The 22,736-nt window shown below is 41.9% G+C and carries 28 protein-coding genes and 1 pseudogene; 8 read left to right on the forward strand and 21 right to left on the reverse strand.

What is annotated here, in order from left to right; all coding sequences use genetic code 11:
• Positions 1–3: 3 nt before the first annotated feature.
• From dnaN to CKY02_RS17800, 4 genes are all read left to right on the forward strand, one after another.
• Positions 4–1,104 (forward strand): DNA polymerase III subunit beta, encoded by a 1,101-nt coding sequence (dnaN, locus tag CKY02_RS17785; RefSeq protein WP_112879278.1) that lies wholly within the window; start codon positions 4–6, stop codon positions 1,102–1,104.
• Positions 1,105–1,125: 21 nt separating this feature from the next.
• A complete protein-coding gene (gene recF, locus CKY02_RS17790) occupies positions 1,126–2,217 on the forward strand; it encodes a DNA replication/repair protein RecF (protein WP_112879279.1) in 1,092 nt (363 codons plus the stop codon).
• Between the two features lie 19 nt (positions 2,218–2,236).
• Positions 2,237–4,651 (forward strand): DNA topoisomerase (ATP-hydrolyzing) subunit B, encoded by a 2,415-nt coding sequence (gene gyrB, locus CKY02_RS17795; protein ID WP_112896312.1) that lies wholly within the window; start codon positions 2,237–2,239, stop codon positions 4,649–4,651.
• Positions 4,652–4,791: 140 nt separating this feature from the next.
• Positions 4,792–5,271, forward strand: coding sequence for an Hcp family type VI secretion system effector (locus tag CKY02_RS17800; protein ID WP_112896313.1), 480 nt, complete (start codon positions 4,792–4,794; stop codon positions 5,269–5,271).
• Positions 5,272–5,510: 239 nt separating this feature from the next.
• Here the strand turns inward: CKY02_RS17800 and CKY02_RS26405 are convergent, their stop codons facing one another.
• The 11 genes from CKY02_RS26405 to CKY02_RS17845 all read right to left on the reverse strand — a co-directional run bounded on the left by CKY02_RS26405 (position 5,511) and on the right by CKY02_RS17845 (position 13,912).
• Positions 5,511–5,636, reverse strand: coding sequence for a hypothetical protein (locus CKY02_RS26405; RefSeq protein WP_274382185.1), 126 nt, complete (start codon positions 5,634–5,636; stop codon positions 5,511–5,513).
• 24 nt (positions 5,637–5,660) lie between these two features.
• Positions 5,661–5,996: a hypothetical protein gene (locus tag CKY02_RS24065; RefSeq protein ID WP_146747469.1), complete on the reverse strand. Its 336-nt coding sequence runs from the start codon at positions 5,994–5,996 to the stop codon at positions 5,661–5,663.
• Positions 5,997–6,162: 166 nt separating this feature from the next.
• Positions 6,163–7,269 (reverse strand): aspartate-semialdehyde dehydrogenase, encoded by a 1,107-nt coding sequence (asd, locus tag CKY02_RS17805; RefSeq protein WP_112896314.1) that lies wholly within the window; start codon positions 7,267–7,269, stop codon positions 6,163–6,165.
• 204 nt (positions 7,270–7,473) lie between these two features.
• Positions 7,474–7,695: an ogr/Delta-like zinc finger family protein gene (locus CKY02_RS17810; RefSeq protein ID WP_036782400.1), complete on the reverse strand. Its 222-nt coding sequence runs from the start codon at positions 7,693–7,695 to the stop codon at positions 7,474–7,476.
• 75 nt (positions 7,696–7,770) lie between these two features.
• Entirely contained in the window at positions 7,771–8,853 is a 1,083-nt protein-coding gene (locus CKY02_RS17815) for a phage late control D family protein (protein WP_112896315.1), read from the reverse strand.
• Positions 8,850–9,314 carry a phage tail protein gene (locus CKY02_RS17820; RefSeq protein WP_112878681.1) on the reverse strand — a complete coding sequence of 155 codons (465 nt, stop codon included), beginning with the start codon at positions 9,312–9,314 and terminating at the stop codon, positions 8,850–8,852. Before CKY02_RS17820 ends, CKY02_RS17815 begins: the two co-directional genes overlap by 4 nt.
• Before the next feature lie 2 nt (positions 9,315–9,316).
• Positions 9,317–11,743 (reverse strand): phage tail tape measure protein, encoded by a 2,427-nt coding sequence (locus CKY02_RS17825; protein WP_240002084.1) that lies wholly within the window; start codon positions 11,741–11,743, stop codon positions 9,317–9,319.
• Complete coding sequence (locus CKY02_RS17830) at positions 11,736–11,855, reverse strand: GpE family phage tail protein (protein WP_011144425.1); 120 nt, start codon at positions 11,853–11,855, stop codon at positions 11,736–11,738. The genes CKY02_RS17825 and CKY02_RS17830 overlap by 8 nt, the downstream gene beginning before the upstream one ends.
• Positions 11,856–11,869: 14 nt before the next feature.
• Positions 11,870–12,187 (reverse strand): phage tail assembly protein, encoded by a 318-nt coding sequence (locus tag CKY02_RS17835; protein ID WP_011144426.1) that lies wholly within the window; start codon positions 12,185–12,187, stop codon positions 11,870–11,872.
• Positions 12,188–12,213: 26 nt separating this feature from the next.
• Positions 12,214–12,729, reverse strand: a complete 516-nt coding sequence (locus CKY02_RS17840) for a phage major tail tube protein (protein WP_036782412.1) — start codon at positions 12,727–12,729, stop codon at positions 12,214–12,216.
• Positions 12,730–12,739: 10 nt separating this feature from the next.
• Positions 12,740–13,912: a phage tail sheath protein gene (locus CKY02_RS17845; RefSeq protein ID WP_112896317.1), complete on the reverse strand. Its 1,173-nt coding sequence runs from the start codon at positions 13,910–13,912 to the stop codon at positions 12,740–12,742.
• A 424-nt stretch (positions 13,913–14,336) separates the two neighbouring features.
• On the opposite strand from CKY02_RS17845, the gene CKY02_RS17850 reads away from it, so the two are divergent.
• From CKY02_RS17850 to CKY02_RS17860, 3 genes are all read left to right on the forward strand, one after another.
• On the forward strand, positions 14,337–14,642 hold the full coding sequence (locus CKY02_RS17850) for a phage tail protein (protein ID WP_112896318.1): 306 nt from the start codon (positions 14,337–14,339) through the stop codon (positions 14,640–14,642).
• A gap of 15 nt (positions 14,643–14,657) precedes the next feature.
• Positions 14,658–15,317, forward strand: coding sequence for a tail fiber assembly protein (locus tag CKY02_RS17855; RefSeq protein WP_240002085.1), 660 nt, complete (start codon positions 14,658–14,660; stop codon positions 15,315–15,317).
• 75 nt (positions 15,318–15,392) lie between these two features.
• Positions 15,393–15,485 (forward strand): tail fiber assembly protein, encoded by a 93-nt coding sequence (locus CKY02_RS17860; RefSeq protein WP_112896319.1) that lies wholly within the window; start codon positions 15,393–15,395, stop codon positions 15,483–15,485.
• Positions 15,486–15,542: 57 nt separating this feature from the next.
• Here the strand turns inward: CKY02_RS17860 and CKY02_RS17865 are convergent, their stop codons facing one another.
• The 9 genes from CKY02_RS17865 to CKY02_RS24865 form a co-directional block, all read right to left on the reverse strand.
• Complete coding sequence (locus CKY02_RS17865) at positions 15,543–16,139, reverse strand: tail fiber assembly protein (RefSeq protein WP_112896320.1); 597 nt, start codon at positions 16,137–16,139, stop codon at positions 15,543–15,545.
• Positions 16,139–16,639 carry a phage tail protein gene (locus tag CKY02_RS17870; protein WP_112896321.1) on the reverse strand — a complete coding sequence of 167 codons (501 nt, stop codon included), beginning with the start codon at positions 16,637–16,639 and terminating at the stop codon, positions 16,139–16,141. The genes CKY02_RS17865 and CKY02_RS17870 overlap by 1 nt, the downstream gene beginning before the upstream one ends.
• Entirely contained in the window at positions 16,639–17,766 is a 1,128-nt protein-coding gene (locus CKY02_RS17875; RefSeq protein WP_112896322.1) for a phage tail protein, read from the reverse strand. The genes CKY02_RS17870 and CKY02_RS17875 overlap by 1 nt, the downstream gene beginning before the upstream one ends.
• Complete coding sequence (locus CKY02_RS17880) at positions 17,763–18,377, reverse strand: phage tail protein I (RefSeq protein ID WP_112896323.1); 615 nt, start codon at positions 18,375–18,377, stop codon at positions 17,763–17,765. The genes CKY02_RS17875 and CKY02_RS17880 overlap by 4 nt, the downstream gene beginning before the upstream one ends.
• Positions 18,370–19,368, reverse strand: a complete 999-nt coding sequence (locus CKY02_RS17885; protein WP_112896324.1) for a baseplate assembly protein — start codon at positions 19,366–19,368, stop codon at positions 18,370–18,372. Before CKY02_RS17885 ends, CKY02_RS17880 begins: the two co-directional genes overlap by 8 nt.
• Before the next feature lie 4 nt (positions 19,369–19,372).
• Entirely contained in the window at positions 19,373–19,714 is a 342-nt protein-coding gene (locus CKY02_RS17890) for a GPW/gp25 family protein (RefSeq protein WP_112896325.1), read from the reverse strand.
• The gene (locus CKY02_RS17895) at positions 19,714–20,457 is read right to left on the reverse strand and encodes a phage baseplate assembly protein V (RefSeq protein ID WP_112896326.1); all 744 of its coding nucleotides are present in this window, start codon (positions 20,455–20,457) and stop codon (positions 19,714–19,716) included. Before CKY02_RS17895 ends, CKY02_RS17890 begins: the two co-directional genes overlap by 1 nt.
• A gap of 372 nt (positions 20,458–20,829) precedes the next feature.
• The gene (locus tag CKY02_RS17900; protein ID WP_112896327.1) at positions 20,830–21,033 is read right to left on the reverse strand and encodes a tail protein X; all 204 of its coding nucleotides are present in this window, start codon (positions 21,031–21,033) and stop codon (positions 20,830–20,832) included.
• A gap of 282 nt (positions 21,034–21,315) precedes the next feature.
• Positions 21,316–21,480: a hypothetical protein gene (locus tag CKY02_RS24865; RefSeq protein WP_165603259.1), complete on the reverse strand. Its 165-nt coding sequence runs from the start codon at positions 21,478–21,480 to the stop codon at positions 21,316–21,318.
• A 396-nt stretch (positions 21,481–21,876) separates the two neighbouring features.
• Between CKY02_RS24865 and CKY02_RS17905 the strand changes: the two genes are divergently transcribed.
• Positions 21,877–22,491: a phage repressor protein CI gene (locus CKY02_RS17905; protein ID WP_112896328.1), complete on the forward strand. Its 615-nt coding sequence runs from the start codon at positions 21,877–21,879 to the stop codon at positions 22,489–22,491.
• Between the two features lie 149 nt (positions 22,492–22,640).
• Here CKY02_RS17905 and CKY02_RS17910 read toward each other — a convergent pair.
• Positions 22,641–22,736, reverse strand: a pseudogene (locus tag CKY02_RS17910) (IS5/IS1182 family transposase); the annotation flags it as partial.

Consider the following 22,736-nt stretch of genomic DNA (forward strand, 5'->3'; position numbering starts at 1 on the left):
GCTATGAAATTTATCATTGAACGCGAGCAATTGTTAAAACCACTGCAACAGGTCAGTAGCCCGCTGAGTGGGCGTCCTACTCTGCCTATTCTTGGTAATTTATTACTACAGGTTACAGAAGGTTCCCTGTTGCTGACCGGCACAGATTTAGAAATGGAAATGATGGCAAGAGTCACGCTTTCATTGCCACACGAAGAAGGTGCAACCACGGTACCGGCACGTAAATTCTTTGATATCTGGCGAGGTTTGCCAGATGGGGCCGAGATCAGTGTAGAACTGGATGGCGACCGCCTATTGGTGCGTTCTGGTCGCAGCCGTTTCTCACTTTCCACACTGCCCGCTTCTGATTTTCCAAATCTTGATGACTGGCAAAGTGAGGTGGAGTTTTCACTGCCACAAGCCACACTGAAGCGCCTTATTGAATCAACTCAGTTCTCAATGGCTCACCAGGATGTCCGCTATTACCTCAACGGTATGTTGTTTGAAACCGAAGGAGAAGAGCTGCGTACAGTTGCAACGGATGGTCACCGTCTGGCAGTCTGTTCTATGGGAATTGGTCAAAAGCTGCCTTCCCATTCCGTCATCGTGCCACGTAAAGGCGTTATTGAACTAATGAGATTGCTGGATGGTGGCGATACTCCGCTACAGTTACAAATCGGCAGTAACAATATTCGTGCCCACGTTGGCGACTTTATTTTCACCTCTAAATTGGTGGATGGACGTTTTCCTGATTATCGTCGCGTATTACCAAAGAACCCGGATAAAACTCTGGAAGCTAATTGCGATATGCTGAAACAGGCTTTTTCACGCGCAGCTATTCTCTCTAATGAGAAATTTCGCGGAGTTCGCCTTTATTTCAGTGAAAACCAGCTAAAAATCACAGCAAATAACCCTGAACAGGAAGAAGCCGAAGAGATTGTAGATGTCAGCTACCAAGGTGCTGAAATGGAAATAGGCTTTAATGTCAGTTACGTGCTAGATGTTCTCAATACACTAAGATGTGAAGAGGTCCGTTTACTACTGACTGATGCTATTTCCAGTGTTCAGATAGAAGACTGTGCAAACCACAATGCGGCTTATGTCGTGATGCCAATGCGCCTGTAACCGGATTTTTATTTCAGGTATATGACTCTCACGCGTTTACTTATCCGCGGTTTTCGTAATATCGCCGCCGCTGATTTGCCTCTAGCTACCGGATTTAACTTTCTGGTTGGATCTAATGGCAGCGGCAAAACCAGCGTACTGGAAGCGATTTATACGCTGGGTCACGGGCGCTCTTTTCGTAGTATTCAGGCAGGACGGGTAATCCGTCATGACTGCGATGAGTTCGTTCTGCATGGGCGGTTAGGACAACAGGAGAATGAGCGGGAACGGTCTATCGGTCTGAGTAAAAACCGTAATGGCGACAGTAAAGTCAGAATTGATGGTAGTGATGGCTGTAAAATTGCAGAACTGGCCAAGATGTTACCTATGCAGCTTATTACTCCAGAAGGGTTTACCCTGTTAAATGGCGGGCCAAAGTATCGACGGGCTTTTATTGACTGGGGGTGCTTTCACAATGAGCCACGCTTTTTTTCTGCATGGGTAAACTTAAAACGGCTACTCAAACAACGCAATGCAGCACTACGACAAGTTACCCGCTACAGCCAGATACGGCCTTGGGATCAGGAATTGGTACCACTCGCTAACCAAATAAATCAGTGGCGTGGTGAATATGTTACAAACATCACTCAGGATATCACGAATACCTGCAAGCAGTTTTTACCCGAATTTACATTAAGTTTCTCTTTCCAACAGGGATGGGACAAAGAGAGTGATTATGCTGAATTACTGGAGCGCCAATTTGAGCGTGACAGAACGTTAACCTATACAGCTTCCGGCCCACATAAGGCAGATCTGCGCATTCGTGCAGAAGGAACGCCAGTAGAAGATATGCTATCCCGCGGTCAATTAAAGTTACTGATGTGCGCACTGCGGCTAGCACAGGGTGAATATTTCACCCGACAGAGCGGACAACAATGTCTGTATCTGCTTGATGATTTTGCCTCCGAACTGGATGCCGGCCGCCGTCAGTTGCTGGCCGCTCGTCTAAAATCCACACAAGCTCAGGTATTTGTCAGTGCGATAAATCCTGACCAAATAACAGACATGCTTGATGGAAATAGCAAGATGTTTCGCGTGGAAAATGGCAAAATAGAGGTTCAACCACAGGATTAAAAATGAGCGAGAAACGTTGATGTCGAATACATATGACTCCTCAAGTATCAAGGTATTAAAAGGGCTGGATGCGGTTCGTAAACGTCCGGGCATGTATATCGGTGATACAGACGATGGTACCGGCTTACACCACATGGTCTTCGAGGTTGTCGACAACGCTATCGACGAAGCCCTCGCAGGCCACTGTAGTGAAGTTATCGTCACTATCCATGCTGATAACTCAGTCTCCGTACAGGATGATGGTCGCGGTATTCCTACCGGTATACACGAAGAAGAAGGTGTTTCAGCAGCCGAAGTTATTATGACGGTGCTGCATGCGGGGGGTAAATTCGATGATAACTCTTATAAGGTCTCCGGCGGTTTGCACGGCGTAGGGGTTTCTGTTGTTAACGCCTTGTCTGAAAAGCTGGAGTTGGTTATCCGCCGTGACGGTAAAGTTCATGAACAGACTTATCACCTTGGTGTGCCACAAAGCCCACTGAAAGTCGTTGGAGAAACTGAACAAACAGGTACCCGTGTCCGCTTCTGGCCGAGCATGGATACTTTCCGTAATAACACAGAATTCCAGCACGACATTCTGGCTAAACGCCTGCGTGAACTATCCTTCCTGAATTCCGGTGTATCCATCCGTCTTATTGATAAGCGCACTAATATAGAAGACCACTTCCATTATGAAGGTGGAATTAAAGCGTTTGTTGAGTTCCTAAATAAAAACAAAACACCCATTCATCCAAATGTTTTCTATTTTTCTACAGAAAAAGATGGCATCGGCGTTGAAATTTCAATGCAATGGAATGATGGTTTCCAGGAAAATATTTACTGCTTTACCAATAATATCCCACAACGCGATGGGGGAACTCACTTAGTTGGCTTCCGCACTGCGATGACACGTACCCTTAATAGTTACATGGATAAAGAAGGGTACAACAAGAAATCCAAAGTCAGCGCCACGGGTGATGATGCTCGTGAAGGTTTAGTTGCTGTTATTTCCGTTAAAGTGCCTGATCCAAAATTCTCTTCTCAGACTAAAGACAAACTCGTCTCCTCCGAAGTGAAAACTGCGGTTGAAACGCTGATGAATGAGAAGCTGGTGGAATATCTACTGGAAAATCCAAACGACGCTAAAACCGTTGTCAGTAAAATTATTGATGCTGCTCGCGCTCGTGAAGCAGCTCGCAAAGCACGAGAAATGACACGCCGTAAAGGGGCACTGGATCTGGCTGGGCTGCCAGGCAAACTGGCGGATTGTCAGGAACGTGATCCGGCACTCTCTGAGCTCTACTTAGTGGAAGGGGACTCTGCGGGTGGCTCGGCAAAACAGGGACGGAACCGCAAAAATCAGGCAATTTTGCCGCTAAAAGGCAAAATCCTGAATGTCGAAAAAGCACGTTTCGATAAAATGCTCTCTTCTCAGGAAGTGGCAACCCTGATCACAGCATTGGGCTGCGGTATTGGCCGTGACGAATACAATCCAGATAAGCTGCGTTACCATAGCATTATCATCATGACGGATGCGGACGTCGATGGCTCTCATATTCGTACTCTATTGCTGACTTTCTTCTATCGTCAAATGCCAGAAATCATTGAACGCGGTCATGTATTTATTGCTCAACCACCGTTGTATAAAGTCAAAAAAGGCAAACAAGAACAATACATTAAAGATGATGAAGCAATGGATGAGTACCAACTATCCATTGCACTAGATGGCGCCTCACTTTACACCAATGAGCACACGCCAGCCCTGAGAGGCGAACCACTGGAAAAATTGGTCACTGAATTTAATGGTGTTCAAAAAATCATTAAACGCATGGAACGTCTGTATCCACTAAGTTTATTGAATAGCCTAATTTATCATCCGAAACTGACCGAAGAAGTATTGTCTGATAAGACGAAAGTTGAAGAATGGATTGAAATGCTGGTCACCCGTCTGAATGACAGTGAACAAAACGGCAGCAGCTACAGTTATCGCCTCCATGAAAATCGTGAGCGCCAAATGTACGAACCGGTGCTGTGTGTTCGTACACATGGTGTTGATACTGATTATCTATTGGACTTCGATTTTGTCCACGGTGGCGAATATCACCGTATCACTCAGCTAGGCGATAAACTTCGCAACTTAATCGAAGAAAGCGCTTATATCGAACGTGGTGAACGACGCCAATCGGTTAGCAGCTTTGAACAAGCGCTAAACTGGTTGACTAAAGAGTCTCGCCGTGGGTTGTCTATACAGCGTTATAAAGGCTTGGGAGAAATGAACCCTGAACAGTTATGGGAAACTACCATGAACCCAGAAACCCGCCGCATGATGCGTGTGACAGTAAAAGATGCCATTGCAACTGACCAATTGTTTACAACTCTAATGGGTGATGCTGTTGAACCTCGTCGAGCATTTATTGAAGAGAATGCCCTGAAAGCAGCTAATATCGATATCTGATTGATATTATTATCAATTTAAATAAGCGTCCATATTAATTCTCTATGGGCGCTTTTTTTATCTATTATTTCCAATAGATAAAGTGTAATTTATTTAATGTTTCTGTAAAGCATCACTTAAATATAATCTAAGGATATAATATGGCTGACATGATTTACATGACAATAAAGGGAAAGAAACAAGGGTTAATATCAGCTGGATGTTCTTCTGTTGATTCTATTGGTAATAAATATCAAGCAAACCATCTTGATCAGATATTAGTTTATAGCTTAAGCCATGCGATAACACGGGCTCAAAATGTCGATCATCAACCCATTATTATCCAAAAACCTATCGACAAATCATCACCATTACTCGGTGTTGCTATTTCTGAGAATGAGTCTCTTGAATGCTCTATTGATTTTTACCGAACTAACTCAAATGGTGCTCAAGAACGTTATTACAATATAAAGATCACTGGTGCCACAATCACTGAAATAAGTGTCTTACATCCACATTCATTGAATCATAATGAGCTTCCACCACAGGAAAGTATTTCGTTAAAATATACAAACATTACCTGGAATCACCTTATCGCAGGTACTGGCGGTTATAGTATTTGGGATGACAGAATTTATTAAATAATCAAAACAAGGCGTTTTAATTTAACGCCTTTTTTCATTGACGAACTTTCTTGGTAGAACCAAAGCATATAAAATAGAAAACATCACACTACCTACTCTAATTACCTCACTATTTAAATTAATAAACAATTGAGCAGTTCCAAACATGACTATTATAAAGAATGAAAAAACAGAGAGAATATAACTCCCTCTTTTCTCTATAATAACTTTAACAATAAGAAGTGAAAATAATATTACTAAAGATAAAACATAATAGTATAATATATCCAACCATGATGATTTAGTAGAAATAATAATTTCGGTATATACCCGTTATCTTTCAAGTTGCCTCTTTGTTGGCCGCACTCGCTCACCCCAGTCACATAGTTACCTATGCTCCCGGGGATTCACTCCCTTGCCGTCGCGATGCATCTTGAAATCCATAGGGTATAACTTGATTTCTCTTTTTCCCTTTCAATTATTGCATATTGCTTTACTCTGTTTGCTGTCAAATAGAAAGCTTGTTCTTTTAAGTGATCTATTTCAAACTGAATAATCTCAATTGCACCATTTGAAGATAAACAGTGAATACGAACCTGACCTAATATATCCTCCACAAAAAGATTTATTTTTGAATTAAAATCCATTCTTATTTTACTATGAGTTAGATAGCGAAAAGATAAAGTTTTCGCCAACTCTCTTAATTCCCTTACCTTTAAATCCAGTAGGTTATCTTGCTTCATATCTCCCCCTATAAGATCGATTTTTTATTTTCAAACCAAAAAATCATTAACACATCTTATATAAGATATCAAAAATAAACCAATAAAGAAACAATGAACAGAGCTATATGGATAAATCCACCCGAATAACGAGTGGATTTTTACATAAGTAAATGTATTAAAATAATTAAACCAAGATACGCAGCATACGACGCAGAGGCTCTGCTGCTCCCCACAGCAATTGGTCACCTACCGTAAAAGCAGATAAATACTCTGGGCCCATATTCAGCTTACGTAAACGTCCTACAGGAGTATTCAAAGTTCCCGTTACGGCAGCCGGAGTTAATTCGCGCATACTCAATTCGCGATCATTTGGAATAACACGAACCCAGTCATTATGCGCAGCCAGTAATTGCTCAATTTCAGGAATCGAAATATCTTTTTTCAATTTCAGAGTAAATGCCTGACTGTGGCAACGCAAAGCACCAATACGCACACATAACCCATCCACAGTAATGATGTTATTACCGGTATTCAAAATCTTGTTGGTTTCTGCCTGACCTTTCCACTCTTCACGGCTTTGGCCATTATCAAGTTGTTTATCAATCCACGGAATCAAACTACCTGCCAACGGCACGCCAAATTGCTCAGTTGACATAACTCCGCTACGGGTGAAATCCGTTACTTTTCTTTCAATATCCAGAATAGCCGATGCCGGATCTTGCAACTCTTTTGCTACCTGAGTATGTAGAGATCCCATCTGAACCAGCAATTCCCGCATATGACGAGCACCAGCACCAGAAGCCGCCTGATAAGTTGCAACAGAAACCCATTCAACTAAATCATTAGCAAATAAGCCGCCTAAAGACATCAACATTAGGCTAACGGTACAATTACCACCAACAAAAGTTTTTATGCCTTTATTAAGACCTTGCTGAATATGCGTATGGTTAACTGGATCAAGAATAATAATGGAATCATCATTCATGCGCAGCGCTGACGCTGCATCAATCCAATATCCCTGCCAACCCGTTGCCCTTAACTTTGGATAAATCTCATTAGTATAATCTCCCCCCTGACAGCTAATAATAATATCCAAAACACCAAGAGCTTCGATATCGAAAGCATTCTGTAACGTACCTTGCTGACCAGTAAAATCAGGTGCTGGCTGTCCGTGTTGTGATGTCGTGAAGAATACCGGACGAATAACATCAAAATCCTGCTCTTCAATCATACGCTGCATTAATACTGAGCCGACCATACCGCGCCAGCCGATAAAGCCCACATTTTTCATCATTATTGTCCTACTTTGGTGAGTGTTGATCAGTGATTCTGATTACACCAAAGCTGACAAAATATGACCAGGGACGCAAGTGAATTTATTAACTAATTCACAAGATATTTAGCAACGTAACTAGCAGCAAGATATATAACAAATCTGGTATCCGAGTAAAAAGCCACCTGTTGGTGGCAAATATTTACCATTAACTTTTAATTTTCAAGTCACATTTAATTGAGTTTTAGTTTTTTCTTTGGGATGCGGCTTAACACTTATTACTTCACCAGGTTTGGAAATAAAGCGGACAAACGTTTCATGGCTGACGAAAGTTGCACCACAATTGATGTTTTGACATTGATTATAACGTTCTTTTGTATGGCTGGAATGCTCAAAGCTGCTGCGTGCATGAGCCGCTTTACCACAAAGAGGACACTTGATCATATTTTTTACCTTTAACTAAAACATGAACTCTCATTATGCGAACAATATAACAATGAGATCTCATTTGAAGAACAATTATTTCATGTCGAGATCATCAATTTTTAATTCCAGAGTCAGTGCTGTTGTAAAACCACCAGATCCATTCACCGTGTGGGTAACTGTCGTTAATGTCCATTCAGCGGCATCTATTTCTGGTTTAAAGCCGGTAACTTTGATTGGTATTTCAGGGTAGAGATCTGCACGCCCCTGAGCCAATTGAATCGAAAACGTCGCTGCCCCACGTTGTATTTTCTCCCAGGCAACCTTGGCAGCACGTTTAGCACTGGCTTCATCAGCATAAGTACGGGAAAGTTCCAATACGTTATCTTTGCTACCTACTAAATAAGAGGTTAATTTATCAGCATTTTTCTGACTTTTTCGCTCAACGGTTAAGGTATGTTTTTTCTCCGGTTTACGGACATCCAACCAGTTTGCTACCACGCCAGTATAAGCCTCTCGGTCAGATAGCGTAAAATTGTGGTTGTCACCTGACCGACGTGTAATCACCAATGCAGGGATAACCGCACCACTGGCTGTTTTATTCTGTCCCTGCCGAATAAATATCAACTTACCATTTTTTACTGAAGCAATTGCCCCTTCTTGCCTTGCCAAGCGCGTAAGAAAACTACCATCTGACTCATTCGTCTGATCAATATGGTTAATAAATATCTTCGCAATATCCTGATGCAAATCGGCGGTAAGGTTATTTCTAGCAGCGATAGTATGGACAATATTCCCTATCGTTTTCTCATGATAAGACTCTTCACGTCTCATATTGAGAGATTCACGGAAATCAGCACTACGGGCACGAATCGTTAATTTGTCCGGTGCTCCACTGTGACCAATTTCATCCACAGTAAAACGCCCTTTACTAATCAGTGGCTGATCACGCCATCCCAACGCCAATGAAATCACATTACCTCTGGAAGGTAGCACCAAACTTCCATCTGCATCATCCAGTTCAATATCAAGCTGGTCGGCTTCAAAGCCACGATTATCTGTCATCGTTAGTGACATCAGGCGCGATTGAATACGCCCGCTGATATCTTTATTGTCAATTTCCAAAAGAAATGCCGGTGCACTGCCTTTTTCGGAACCTCTGCCAAATTCAGATGTCATGGCAACACCTCTCTGACCCTATCTGACAAATTGTCTGTAAGCATAGAGAATTGTTCCTGAAGATCACCGAACATTTCACTTAGAGAACTATCCACTCGCCGTAATGTCAATGTGAAATCAATTTTGCGGGCAGAACCATTCGACATAAATTCAGTTTTTGTCTGGTCGATACTCTCAATGACAAACATACCGTAAACCGTGCCACTGCCATCGATAAAGGACCAAGCTTTACCGCTATCAGCCATCACTTGTAGTACCGTCAATGATAAACGACCACCGGTAATTTCTGGATATAACGAGCCGGAAAGTGTCATTGTGTCGTTATCCGGCCCCAGAAATTGCCAGGCAGGCCGCATCCCGATACGGCTGTTAAAAGCATGCCGCCATGACTGCTGATGTTGCATACTTTGGTATGGTGTGGTTTTCAACATAAAAACAAATAAACCCAGTGCAGCCATCATAATTAGAATTCTCCTCTATCAGAGAATGAACTGCGTAAACGCGCCTGCTGTTTACGTTCCCGATCATCCAATTCGCGCCTAACCGCTGTTGCAATATCCTGCGCAGATTGCCCCGGTGCACCATAGATATTTATATGATAGACAGGTGATTCACTGCGGTACTCTACCATCTGACGTTTGTCCGCTTTCTTTTCCTGAATCTGAGGATAAGCATGAACCGGTAAGCTCTGAACATGCAATGGTGCGGTTCTGGCTGCGGCAGAAGGCGCCATTACGCTCAAAGAAAATGCCGCAGCGGCAGCAAGTTTAGCAGTCTGTCGGCGGCTAATAACATTAACAGGGCCAGTGACAATCTCTGGTCCATATTCACCCACAATACCAAATCGGCCAGCCGGAATAATGCCCCCCTTGTCATGTTTGGGCAGAACCGAACTAACATTAGGACTCACATTATTACTGGCGTCTTTTGAAATATCCTCCTTTGACCGCATCCAATCAGGGAGATATTCAGACAATGAAGTCAGTTTCTGTTTCAGGGCTTCCCATTTTTCATTAATCCCCTCCAATAAACTGTTAATTATTGCTGTGCCAACCTCTTTAAATTTACTGGGTAGATTCATTACGTCAGTAATAATTTCATTCCATTTATCCGAGATCGATATTTTAATATTTTCCCAGATATCCAATGTATTCTGTTTAACTAATTCCCAAGCATTACTGATATTAGTTTTAATACTTTCCCAAGTTTGCAGAACACTCTGTTTAATTGATTCCCATTTCTCACTTAGGCTAATTTTAATATTTTCCCAAAGCTGAGAAAATTTCGGCCCCAATGTTTCCCAGTTTTGCCAAATATAAACAGCCGCCATAGCAATTACACCAATAATGGCGAGGATTGGGTTAGCCATCATCAAACGGCCAACGATCATCATGGTGCTACCCAACATTTTCAGAGCATTCCCGACTAATCCGAGCGCTCTCACACCAGTACTACCAAAGAAAGTAAGACTATATTTCGCTACAGCTAATGGAAGCAATATCGAAGCGATCGCCTGTGCCAATGCGCCAAAAACAGTTAACATGCCTCCGACCACTACTGTAATAGTCGCAAGCGTTGCAGCCAAGCGTGGGTTGGCTTCCATCCATTCACTGACTTTATTGACTACATTTGTGACTTGCTGAGTGACTTCTCTTGCAGGACCTTCTACGCCAGAAAACATCTGAACGCCCAGATTACTCCAAGCGGCATTGAGTTTTTGGATATCACCGGTGAGATTATTCGTCACTACAGATGCAACTTTTTGGGATTCACCTTGAACATTTTTTAGTCCAGCGATAAAAGTTTGCAATCCTCCCTGCCCTGCCTGATTTACCAATACATCCAAAGCAGGAGCAGCGTTTTCACCACCAATTGCGGTGAAATAACTCGTACGTTGTTTACCGTTCATTGAACGGGTTTTATCATCTAGTTCAACGAGAATATCAGGTAATTGCCGTAAATTACCTTTAGCATCACGAGTCTTAATATCTAGTTGTTTCAATGCGGCAGCAGCAGCTTTAGGCGGTTCAGCCAACCGACTTAGTACATTGCTCAAAGCCTCTCCAGCTTCACTTCCCTTAATATTGGCATCACTTAGCTTTCTTGTAGCAGCCGCAACGGTTTCAATATCAATCCCCAAAGAAGTGGCCGCTGGAGCGACAGATTTCATGGTGTCACCCAATCCCGCCAACGTTGTTTTTGAGCCAATAAGCGTTGCCGTCAAAACATCACTAACAGGCCCCATCTCCTCGGATTGTAATTTAAACCCTTCCAGTACATTAGTACTAATATCAACCACATTGGCGAAATCTGTACCGCTTGCCTGCGACATTAATACCGCACCAGGCATCACATTCTTTATCTGGTCAGGAGAATACCCCTTGGAGGCATACAGGCTCTGCCCCTGTGCAATCTGACTGGCAGGAATCCCTGTACTTTTGCTCAACTCACGACTTTGGTTGAGCAACATGACGTATTCAGGAGAATTTTTTTCAATATCGGTTTGTGCCTGAATTTTAGACATTTGAACATTAAGATCATAACCCGGCATCAGAAAATTTTTACTGGTTGTCAGTATCTTGCTACCGGCTGATTTTGCACTAGCACCATATTGGCTAACGCGGTCACGAAGCTCTTTGATTTTGCTATAACGACCTTCACCGCGATCTTCTTCCTTTTTGTTACTGGTATGCGCAGTTTCCTGCGCATATTCAGGAGCAGAATAAGGTTTAATTGCTTCATAAGTCTGATTTAATCGCTTGAATTCATCACGATTTTGCCGGAGAGAATCCGCCAACCTTTTATTATTTCGCTGGGCAGATTTCAAGGCGCTGGTCAGCTTATTAACGGACTGTATTACCAATTTAAGCTGTGACTGTGTATTACTCATTTTCTGCACCACTTCGTAAGATGGCCCGATGTCGCCAGTCCAGTAATTCCGGTAGTGACATTTCATCTGTCACTGCCGGAGACCAGTGGAAAACGGTGGCAATATCTGCCACCAATTCATCTACGGTTAGTCGGTCTGGAAACCGGACTTCGCCGACTTCGGTAACAAAAAATTGACCACCTCAACACTGAGATTAATCAGATCGCCGGGTGTCATTGACAACAGGTCGCTTTTAGTGAGCGCTGGTGTGGTAACACGTGGCAAAACCAATATCATTGAATCCACATCCATCTCCAGCAAAGCCTGTAGCCGAGCACCACGCAGTGCGCCACTGTTCGGTTTGCGCACCACCACTTCAGTGATGTTGCTACTACCACGTGCAAGCGGTTCTTCTAATACGATTGTGCGCTGCTCGTCGTTTTGAGTAATTAGTGTTTCTGTCATGGTTCAACCTTGTTTATCCGATTAGATTAAAGACCCATAGCGCGACGGTGATCTGCCAAGCGATCCTCACCATTAACGACTTCAACCATGTTAACGGTATCCACTTCGATCAGAACTTCACCGTCCCATGTCAATTTGAAATAGGTGTTTTTAGCGCTGATTTTGGTCTGAGTATTATCTCCCTGCTTATAAGTACCGTGGTCAAACTCATGGAAACGGCCACGCATCACGATTTCAACAGCAATCACATCGCTGGTATCATCGCGCTGGCAGGAGCCCGCAAAGCGCAACATTACGCCATCGGCTTTGGTCAGACCCCATTGCCGATAATGTTGAGCTTCCATACCTCCCAGAGTAAATTCAACGTCCAATGCACCTTCATCCAAGCCTAAGTCCACGGTTGCGCTACCGTTCATACCACCTCCACGATAGGTTTCCAGTTTACGACTCAGCTTAGGCAGAGTAAGTTCTTCCACGATTCCCTGATAACTATTGCCATCATTAAACAAGTTCAGGAATTTAAGTTTGCGAGGTAATGCCATCTGTGTCCCCTTAGCCGTTTATGCTTTTCGCGAAATCCATCAGGTAACGATCTGTAATACGCTGGCGTAACATCATATTTTCCAGTGGTGGTACAGGTGTATAGTCGTAATCGAGGGTCAATTTGCCCGCTTTCAAGGTGTCTTTATCATTGGCGTTTTCGTCATACCAACACTGACCGTCAATAATGTAGCCCCCAGATTTCAGTTCGCGGAACTTAGCATTGATACCTTCGATAATGTCTCGTACCAGTGAAGGAGTCAGTGGTTTATCGATCGCCCACATATGTGCTTCCGCCATAGTGTCAGCTAATACTTGGGCAGTACGAGTGTAACTTTCGAACTGGAACAATGGATCATCAGCGCAGGTACGGGAACCCCAGAAACGGAAGCCGTTCTTACGGATAAGTGTCGTAATACCATTTTGGTTTAGCAGGCCTGAATCTGTTGCTGGATCTTGAAGATCCCAGAATACGTCTGCTGAAAGACCGGTCACACCATTGACACCGATGTTGGACAGTGTTTTGTGCCAACCTGTTTCTTCATCAATTTTTGCACGCAAACCCAATGCACGAGCAGTAGCGTAGGCGATAGTTTCTTTATTAGAAACAGTATCCCAACTCAGGAAATCAGGCCAAATCAACATCAATTCTCGTTGACTGAAGTTTTTGCGATATTCGATAACTTCTGAGATAGTCTTACTGCCATAGGCACTGATATAAGCCATTGCTCTCAGTTTCTGCGCGATACTCGCCAACTCAACAGCAACAGCTTTTGTATCCAGTCCAGGGACTCCCAGAATACGAGGCTTCACACCTAATTGGCTTTGTGCTGCCAACAGTGCCTGTATACCGGTTTTCTTACCTTCATTAGTTGTAGTACCAATGATGTTGCTGGTAGTTTGTTCTTCCGTTTCACCTTGTGCTACACGGACAACAACAGTAACGGGTTTAGACTGGTCTGAGATAGCCTTAAGTGCCTGAGGCAATGTACCGGTTTTACCCGCTTTACCAATTGCCATCGAAACATCAGTAATCAAAACCGGAGTGTTTAATGGAAAAGTTTTTTCGTCTGCCTCAGGACCAGTACAGACCATACCAACAATAGCGGTGCTAACTGTGGTGATGGTACGTGTGCCTTCGTTAATTTCCTGTACACGGACGCCATGATGATAATCTTGTGCCATATTAGCGGTTCTCCTATTAAGGTGTCCCGCTATGTTGAAGTATCCGAATTATTAAATCATTCGATGGGAAATGTGTGGGAGATGATACAAATCAGGTTGTTTAATTTATTATTTTTTCTAATAATTTAACTATTTGTACTTTATTACGTGTGGAAAAGGAAATCTCTACAAATCAATATCTGTTTCTTCTGGCGTGAACTTTTAGCTCTGTTCATTGATTATTTTTTCACAGATTTTCCCTACAAAAATAGATGATAATTTATACATATCAACGTATTTTTTCATAAACCACAGTTCTGGTCATTTATTGGCACCTGAATATAGCCAATCTTTGCCATATATACCCTCGCTTAGTACCAATACGAGACTATTCTGTTGGAAATTTCACGGATTAGTGAGTTTTTAAAAATCAACCAATGAATGGATGAGCCTTAAATCTGATAATCTTCGAGTTAGGGGGTATCAGGTCTATCATGAAGGATATAGACCAACCGCTGCGATTATTGGTGCTTATACAAAATCAGAATCAGACACGCGTTATATTCAAGACATTCGCTTTGGTGCTAAAGAGAGTGCGCAAGTACGGGAAAGTTCTGGAGATACAGACGCAAGTGGGTATGCCATTACTGCTGTAATAAATGGAAATAGAAATCAATTAGTTGACACCGTAAACCGTAGACCAATACAGAAGAAGGTTAATGGCATATGGATGAATATATCCAATATTTAATAGGGTGATGAATATATGCAAAATATTAAAAATTTTTCCCAATATACACCTAACTCAAAACAAGCCAGAAAAATCATCGAAGATTTTAATGTCATTTATTTGAAGTCAGAAAATGGTCAAGACTGGTATGAATGCCAGAAAAGCTTTAACCCTGACACAATTAAAGTAATGTATGATTTTAATAATGTAATCCGTTCTATATCAGGAGATGTATCAGCTTTTAACCCAGATGGAATGAGTGTGGCTGAGGTAAGTAATCTGCCTGATTCTTGTGATATTTCTGGCAAATGGCAATATATAGATGGCGCTATTGTTCCACGTAAGTACACAAAGGGCGAGTTAGTTGCTCAAGCAGAGAGACATAAAGAAGAATTGCTAGCCCTTGCCAGCAATACTATTTCTCCTTTACAGGATGCTGTTGATCTAGATGAAGCAACTCTGGAAGAGATAGAGCGGCTCAAAGCCTGGAAAAAATACCGAATACAAGCAAACCGCATTAATCCCACCATAGCACCAGATATTGAGTGGCCCACACAATCAGTATATACCTTATGGATTTCAAGATGCATCGCGGCGGCAAGGGAGCGAATCCCCGGGAGCATAGATAACTATGTGACCGGGGTGAGTGAGTGCAGCCAACAAAGAGGCAACTTGAAGGATGACAGGTATAAATAATATAGGCCTGCCGTTCACAAACCGCAGGCCTTTTTCTACTCTGACTCTTTAGGTTAATTAATAAGTGTTTACCTAATGCGCCAGGTCTTATTAGAATGGAAAAAATACCTAGCCATACTTAACCAGGTTGATACTTCAAAAGCATCGGAAATCGACTGGCCAACATAGCCTATCATAACTGAAAAAAGACCGGGGACAGAATAATGCCCGGTCTTGATAATTGTATTATTCTGGTATTTGTGGCCACTCAATATCTGAAACCATTGAAGTATCAACACGGCTCAGTAATACCACATATTTCTTCCAGGCAAGCAATAATGCTTTTTCTGTGTCTGAGGCCATCTCAGTCTCAATAGCATATTGTAATAAAGTCATGGCTTCATCAGCCTGTTGGCGAAGAGTGACACGTTGTTGTTCTGCTTGTTCAATTCGACTGTTTTTTTGAGCTTCAATATCCGTTACCCATTTTTCACCATCCCACTTATCAAAATCGGTGCTTGGTTGTTTAAATGTCAGCGTTTCTGATAACTCACCAGGTTTAATGATTTCCTTCTGTTCCCCAGTTTGTGTGTCGTAGGCTATTTTTCCTCGATAATCTGGTACAATTTGCCAACTAGTTAAATCAGATGAACGGCAGGCGGCATATCCCCCTTGGTTTTCAGGTGGCGCGTCTGTGCAGGAATTAGCAGGAAGACCGACACCAACGGGAAGATACTCATCAGAACTGTTTAAATATTCCAGCGTAATCGCATCGTAATTAAACACAACGATACTTCCGGTACTGATAGCAATATTATTTTTATCCAGTACAGCCTTATTCATCAGGCAATCCTCACAATGTAATTAAATGCCACATTTCGTGGACGTGTTTCTATTCCTGTTGAAGCAGCAATCGCATTATCCATATAACCGAAACCACCCGCTCCCATTCCTATAGCGATGCCTAGTCCGCGAGGATCAATGCCGTAGTTAACGTTTTGGTAGACACTATTGAGAATATAGCTTGGTGTACCCACCTTCTCGGTTCCACCATTTGAGTTGGACCACATCCGTCCAATCCTGTGACTATGTGGAGCAATATCTGCCAATTGAAAGGATAGGAGATATCGACCGATATCCACCCCACGTCCATCATCCCAGCCCCGGATAAATTCACCACGTAAATCAGGTAATCTACCACTGGGATAAGCTTCCGCTAATTTTGGATATAAAGACTTATCAAAGATTGCCCCATTACATTTCACCCACCCATTTGGTGGTATGTCAATCGGCCAGGGAAGAGGTATTCCCACAGGAATCACTTCGAGTACAGGCGTGCTCATTATGCTGCCCTTATAATATAGTTAAACGCTACGTTACGTGGCCTTGATACCCCTATATGAGCTGCCTTGGGAGTCCAAGTCGTTATTAAATATTCAGAAGCTCTAGCTCTTAATTGAATATCTTTACTTTGGGGAGTATCCCATTGTAATTTTGTACGCTCATTAATTGAGAAGTTAACAACATTATCAATAGTTTGATCAACTTGCTGTACTAAATAAGACCCTTCTTGCCATACCAATAATGTACGATCCGGATCAACGCCACGTTTGTCATCCCAACCGCGAATAAATTCACCGCGCAAATCGGGCAAATTACCACCAGGGTAAGCCTTGGCTAATTCCGGAAATTTCGACTTATCAAAGGCCGCACCATTGCATTGTAACCACCCATCCGGCGGTGTAGCCGTCGGCCAAGGAAGTGGTACACCTATCGGGATCAGCTTTTCCAATAAACCAAGGTTTTTTACAAAAGCATTTTTATCTGGGATATCCGCGCCATTTTGGTTTTTTGCCAATTTACTATTAGCATTATCATTAGCTGCTTTTACCGCTTTGGGTGTTGCTGCTGTAGTTTCATCATTACTGTTAATGGCACTATTAAGTTTTGTAAAACCTTTTTCTGTCAACGTGGCGTCTGGGTGATTACGGCTTTTTTCATGTTTTTGAATAGAGCTATCTACATAATCACGAGTTGCTAAAACTACAGAGGGATCGATTTTCAGCGTTACCGAATCCGTATTGCTAACAATCAAGATCATTCTGATAGTTTGTGTTCTACCCGAACCTTCCTGTAATTGTGGTTTATAGGTTTCCGGACAGTTTGCTACTGCAATCAAGTTACCTTCACTGTCAAACAGACCAATTTCACGCATCCACCAACCACCCTCACTTTCAGGGATAATTTGTTCGGCAATAATTTGGTTGGTGTTTACCGGGTCGACGCCTAATGTATTAATTGCAGCACGACGCTTTTCATTAACTAATTTTGTCTGATTGACGTCAGGATCTGGTAATTTACCGCCACCGTCACCAACAGCCATGTGAGTAATATCGACTTTTGTCCCCAAAGCAGCAGCGTTCGCCAGTTTCGCCGCTCCCAGGTTGGTTAAAATTGCAAAGTATTTCATGGTGAAACCCTCAATGTATCTGTCTCGATCATATGAATTGCTGCCCCTAAAGGAGCATTGTCGCTAGTTGTGATGACGTCAGGGATATATTGGTAAACAGTGAGGTCATCTCCACTATAACTCGTTGCAGCACAATAAAATTCGCCCTTAACATCCAGGTTGATTGACAAACCTATCAAATGACGACTTACAGGCTTGGCATCAGAAATTAGCCGTTCCAGCTCTAAAAAAGTTTCTTCGGTGATCCCGTTTTCCTGTACCCCTATCGCCAACCGGAATGTGCCCGGTGTTTCGTTGTTCAGCCACCATTCCTTTATTTGAATGAGATAACCAAGCGGTTCTACCACGCGACGGACGGCACCAATGGTTCCCTTATGTTTGTGCAGAAACAGCGAGTTTTTTATCACGTCTCGTTTAGTGCTTACCGACCAGTTTTCGTCCCAACGATCAACCGACCACGCCCACGCCAGATAGGGTAATAACTCTTCAGGGCAAGTATCAGGATTCCAGAGTTGGCGAAGCGGTACTGGAATATTTTGCAATTGTGAACATGCCTTAGCAGCAGCCAACTCCAAAACCGTAGAACCTGTTGGTAACAGGCGGTCATTCATCAGAACCTCCCACTATCAAACCTGGATTTGGTTTGGAACAATCAGCAGTTTGTGTTTTACCTATTTCCAGTTTTGCACCAGTACAATAAGGAGCTTGATCTTTACACAGAATTATGTCCTTCGTCGGGGCTCTCAGTTCTACCTGTTGTACTCCTGCGACATGCAGGGCAGCATAAATGGCAGATAACCGAATATCTCTCCCCAATTTATGTTGATCTAGCACGTACTTATCCATATTTTGTTGAGCCAATTTACGGATAGGTTCAGATTCAGGTGTCGGATAGAGATAAAGCACAGCATCAATTTGATATTCCACTATGTTGGCTGACTGTACTTTTACCCGATCAGCAACCGGTCTGACGTTTTCGTCATTAAGTGCCGCAATCACTTTATCCAGTAACTCTTGTGAAGCTACACCGCTATGCTCTTTATCCTCTTCGTCTTCTTTATCTTTTTCCCATTTCCATTTCCGCGACAAAACAGTCACCGTCACATTGGCTGGTGATGGGCTGACGACGGAAACATCTGCAACAGTTTGATATTCGCCTTTGTATTCATTTCTATTAGCATGAATACTTTCATTAACTTTAAGGGCATGATATTCATACGCACCTATCGGCCCTGCAACACTTAGCCCTTCGAAGGCTCTTTGGATACGATCACGGAAGGTACTATCAGGCTCCATAACTGCCCGAGTAACGTTATAGTTCGCTCCTAACTGGTCTAAATCGCTATTGGTTGCATAGGCCAACATTACTGCACGAGCAGCTTCATTAACCCGCTGGCGCAATATCAATTCCCGGTAAGCATTTTCCTCAAGTAACTTAACCAGAGGTTCGGATTCTAATTCCAATGTTCGAGTAATAGCATCCTGTTGTTCTTTAGGATAAAGAGATATTAATTTGGCTTTACGTTCAGCCAACAGGATTTCATAATCCAGTGGCTCGACTACATCAGGTGGCGGCAACTGGCTTAGATCAATGGTCGGCATTGTTTTACCTCACAGGGATAGATAAAGAAAACCCCCCAGGGGACAGCTGATAATGACCAGATATATCTACTGTCATTTTGCTGTCTTGTTGGGTATTTATGGTGATAGCTGTCAGATTAATTCGCGGTTCCCAACGGCTAATAGCTGTATAGGTGGCTGCCATAATTTGCAGGCGTAGAGCCGCGTTCTGTGGCCAGTCAATTAATTCAGGTAGCAGAGAACCATAAGTACGACGAGCCAAACGACTACCGATGGGGGTTAGTAAGATGTCGCTGACAGACTGGCGTACATGATCCAGATCCGTCAGGCTATGACCGGTTTGTCGATTCATTCCAAGGTACATCATTATACTGGGCCTCCTGTTGTCGCACCGCCTGCCATAACGCCGGTATGTTGGTGAGAATGTAAGGTCACGCCGTTAGAACTGAGTTTTCCGCCTGTATTTTCAACATTACCTTCCAGTTTCGTGTTTCCTTTCAACGTCAGTTCTGATGCCTTCAATTCGATTTTTTCTTCTGCTTCACACTTGACTTCATGTGATTTCATTTTGAGTTCTTTTGTTGCGTCTAGCCCAATTTCGTTGAGTGCTTTCAATTCAATTTTGTTTTTTGCATCCAGTTTAATCTCGTTATATGACTCCAGTTTTATTTCGTTGTATGCTTTTAGTTTTATATTTGTCGCTTCAAGATCTATGGAATATAAAGCCTGTACCTTAGCAGTCTTTATACCAGTTGCCTTTAATGCACCAGATAACGGTTCATACTCCATTACTGCTCCATCAGGAAAAGCTATATGGACAGCTTCGGAAGAAGCTGATGGCGCTGGAAATTGATCAGAATATACAGCCGGTAATACAAAGGAGGTGGTCAATTCTCCACCAACGGATAGTAATAAAACCTGTTCACTAACACTGGGAGACCACCAAGTACGGGAATGACCTGCTCGCATTGTCAACCAAGGTCGCCAATCGGTTTCAAGATTACCTGTCGCGACTCGGCACATACCTCGGGCATGATCTACCTCGGTAACAACACCAGTTCTGATCAGGTTACGCAATAAGCGCAAGAGTTCTGTTAGTTGTGTATCCATGTTTGGAAAAATGCCATTTGGTGGTTATGGGTTTATGTATGAAAGAATGCCAGCAATGGCAGTTGCCGACATCAAAGAGGAATTGTAAGAAAGACAAAACAAGTTTTTTGAAAAGGGAAAATATAACAACATAAATTAAAAAGCCCTTCCCGTAATCGAGAAAGGCTTTTATGTAATCTATGTTACTAGGTAATTCTTTTGTTAAAGTTTGACTCTAATAGTTAAAAAAATTCAAATTTGCGCTGCTTGATTATATATTAAGTATAATGTTCCAGTTCAACTGTTTATTTATCTAGCCAGAATAGATAAGTTTAATTTCCTGATATAGAGTGATAATTCTATTTAAAAACCGCCAATTTAGGATGGATATCTTTAATCCCATAGTTGCAAAATAGGTTTCGTTGTAGTTGTCATAATTTCCGGCATCTCAACTTCTGTACCATGTGGCAGAATTACACCATATTCTGCCAAGCCTGGGTTAACTAATAGTACCTGTTCTGTCATACCTTGAGTCCGACCATAATGACGCCAGCATAAAGCATCAACAGTATCATTCTGCTGTGCAATTATTTTCATTAGGTATACCCTCTCTAATTTAGTCAATATTGTTAATTTAAAGTGTTATGGTGCGCTGAATAGTGGGAGAGAAACAATGAAACAATATTGTTAAGGAAACAGTACAAATGAGAAGCAAGAAGCCACTTTTCAGTGGCTAATTTAATAATTAATCATATCTTCCAAAATTTGCTGAATTCATAGGCAAAGTCTATTTCTCAGCTCATTTTCCAATGCAATCATTATCAACTTAGAAACTTTAGATTATTTATCATACAGAATTCCCACATTTATCTGCCGCATTTATTCTTCAAGCGTTTCGTGATGGTTAATAAGTTGTTTTGCAAGTGGTGTCGACAACTCAGCAATCCAAACTAAAGCAAGTTCTTTATCTTCAGCATGATTACATTCACAGCTTGTTGCCATTCTGGCGATAAAATTAATACGTTGCGCTATTACTGATTCCATAAGAAAGTCCACTGACAAACTTACCTCCGTATAACATAACTGTATATAAGAACAGTACACTTTGATTAGAAAAATTTAAAGTGGTTTTTCATCTTTTTTGAGAACTATATTTGATAGTGTTAATATATTAATTATTGTTTTTATTGAAATAATTAATGGTTAAAAAGGTTTCTTTCCGATCACAATCCATTGTAATTAATAAGTTTTTCTTATTTTATCGATTGGAAGATTTTTTCTCTTTATTTAGATGACATAGTTTCACAAAGTATATAGATTGAAATTTATATGCCCATGATGCAATATCCCCTATCGGATCTAACAAATTTATTTGGTATCACTATAGCTCTTAATCAGAGGGCTTTGTGAAGACGGCAAACTCACCAAACTGTACTTTCAATGAAAAAAAACATAACTGAGATAAAAATGGGTGCAGATAGTGGAGGAAAGCAAGCTATCGAACGCCTTATTAGTGCATATGGGTTTAAATCACGTCAAGCATTGAGCGACCATTTAGGGGTGTCTAAAAGCACAATGGCAAACCGTTATCTAAGGGACAGCTTTCCAGCCGATTGGGTTATTCAATGCAACCTTGAAACCAATGCTTCATTGTTATGGCTAAGCACAGGACAAGGAGAAATGTTCCCTGATGGAGAAAAGAAAAAGGAATCTTTAAAAAACATTATTACCCCGAAAATACAACGCGTTAAATTGATTGGTGGAAAGCTGAGCGATGACGATCCAGTGATTTTAGATAATCAACTGATTGCCAGAGAAATAAAAAAACCTCTTATTGTCGATAACAATAAAACCTGGTATTTGCTAGATACAGAAGAACCTGATGTTCAAGATGGTTTATGGTTAATTGATATTGAAGGCATGCACAGCATTAAAAAAATTACAAAAATCCCAGTCAGTAAGATCCGAGTTTGTGATAACGACGTAACTTTTGACTGTGCAATTAATGAAATCAACTTTATTGGTCGCGTTTACCTGGTGATTTCCAGGTACTGACACACTTTTCAATTGTAAATAAATTAATTTACTTAGATGTGTAAATCCTATGCTGATGGCAATTCGTTACCCAAAAACGTCCAGATGCAGTGGATTTCATACACAATAGATTCTTTTGCTAGGGACTGTTGACGTTTCGTGTACATAACTTATACAGCCCACATGGGTAACCACATCATCATAAAAGCCATGGCAACCATACTGGCATAATTTCGCTCAAGTTTGTCGTATCTTGTTGCTATTGC

It is taken from the genome of Photorhabdus bodei (genome assembly GCF_003287735.1).
Taxonomy (GTDB): Bacteria; Pseudomonadota; Gammaproteobacteria; order Enterobacterales; family Enterobacteriaceae; genus Photorhabdus; species Photorhabdus kayaii.

Coding starts and splice junctions, on each gene's coding strand:
- CKY02_RS17855 (WP_240002085.1), top strand. CDS start 14,658: ATGCAAAATATTAAAAATTTTTCCCAATATACACCTAACTCAAAACAA.
- CKY02_RS17860 (WP_112896319.1), top strand. CDS start 15,393: ATGCGCCAGGTCTTATTAGAATGGAAAAAATACCTAGCCATACTTAAC.
- CKY02_RS17865 (WP_112896320.1), bottom strand. CDS start 16,139: ATGAATAAGGCTGTACTGGATAAAAATAATATTGCTATCAGTACCGGA.
- CKY02_RS17900 (WP_112896327.1), bottom strand. CDS start 21,033: ATGAAAATAATTGCACAGCAGAATGATACTGTTGATGCTTTATGCTGG.
- CKY02_RS17885 (WP_112896324.1), bottom strand. CDS start 19,368: ATGCCGACCATTGATCTAAGCCAGTTGCCGCCACCTGATGTAGTCGAG.
- CKY02_RS17880 (WP_112896323.1), bottom strand. CDS start 18,377: ATGAATGACCGCCTGTTACCAACAGGTTCTACGGTTTTGGAGTTGGCT.
- gyrB (WP_112896312.1), top strand. CDS start 2,237: ATGTCGAATACATATGACTCCTCAAGTATCAAGGTATTAAAAGGGCTG.
- CKY02_RS17905 (WP_112896328.1), top strand. CDS start 21,877: ATGAAAAAAAACATAACTGAGATAAAAATGGGTGCAGATAGTGGAGGA.
- CKY02_RS17800 (WP_112896313.1), top strand. CDS start 4,792: ATGGCTGACATGATTTACATGACAATAAAGGGAAAGAAACAAGGGTTA.
- CKY02_RS17890 (WP_112896325.1), bottom strand. CDS start 19,714: ATGATGTACCTTGGAATGAATCGACAAACCGGTCATAGCCTGACGGAT.
- CKY02_RS17870 (WP_112896321.1), bottom strand. CDS start 16,639: ATGAGCACGCCTGTACTCGAAGTGATTCCTGTGGGAATACCTCTTCCC.
- asd (WP_112896314.1), bottom strand. CDS start 7,269: ATGAAAAATGTGGGCTTTATCGGCTGGCGCGGTATGGTCGGCTCAGTA.
- dnaN (WP_112879278.1), top strand. CDS start 4: ATGAAATTTATCATTGAACGCGAGCAATTGTTAAAACCACTGCAACAG.
- CKY02_RS17835 (WP_011144426.1), bottom strand. CDS start 12,187: ATGACAGAAACACTAATTACTCAAAACGACGAGCAGCGCACAATCGTA.
- CKY02_RS17845 (WP_112896317.1), bottom strand. CDS start 13,912: ATGGCACAAGATTATCATCATGGCGTCCGTGTACAGGAAATTAACGAA.
- recF (WP_112879279.1), top strand. CDS start 1,126: ATGACTCTCACGCGTTTACTTATCCGCGGTTTTCGTAATATCGCCGCC.
- CKY02_RS17825 (WP_240002084.1), bottom strand. CDS start 11,743: ATGAGTAATACACAGTCACAGCTTAAATTGGTAATACAGTCCGTTAAT.
- CKY02_RS17810 (WP_036782400.1), bottom strand. CDS start 7,695: ATGATCAAGTGTCCTCTTTGTGGTAAAGCGGCTCATGCACGCAGCAGC.
- CKY02_RS17875 (WP_112896322.1), bottom strand. CDS start 17,766: ATGAAATACTTTGCAATTTTAACCAACCTGGGAGCGGCGAAACTGGCG.
- CKY02_RS17815 (WP_112896315.1), bottom strand. CDS start 8,853: ATGACATCTGAATTTGGCAGAGGTTCCGAAAAAGGCAGTGCACCGGCA.
- CKY02_RS17895 (WP_112896326.1), bottom strand. CDS start 20,457: ATGGATACACAACTAACAGAACTCTTGCGCTTATTGCGTAACCTGATC.
- CKY02_RS17850 (WP_112896318.1), top strand. CDS start 14,337: ATGAGCCTTAAATCTGATAATCTTCGAGTTAGGGGGTATCAGGTCTAT.
- CKY02_RS24865 (WP_165603259.1), bottom strand. CDS start 21,480: ATGGAATCAGTAATAGCGCAACGTATTAATTTTATCGCCAGAATGGCA.
- CKY02_RS24065 (WP_146747469.1), bottom strand. CDS start 5,996: ATGAAGCAAGATAACCTACTGGATTTAAAGGTAAGGGAATTAAGAGAG.
- CKY02_RS17820 (WP_112878681.1), bottom strand. CDS start 9,314: ATGATGGCTGCACTGGGTTTATTTGTTTTTATGTTGAAAACCACACCA.
- CKY02_RS17840 (WP_036782412.1), bottom strand. CDS start 12,729: ATGGCATTACCTCGCAAACTTAAATTCCTGAACTTGTTTAATGATGGC.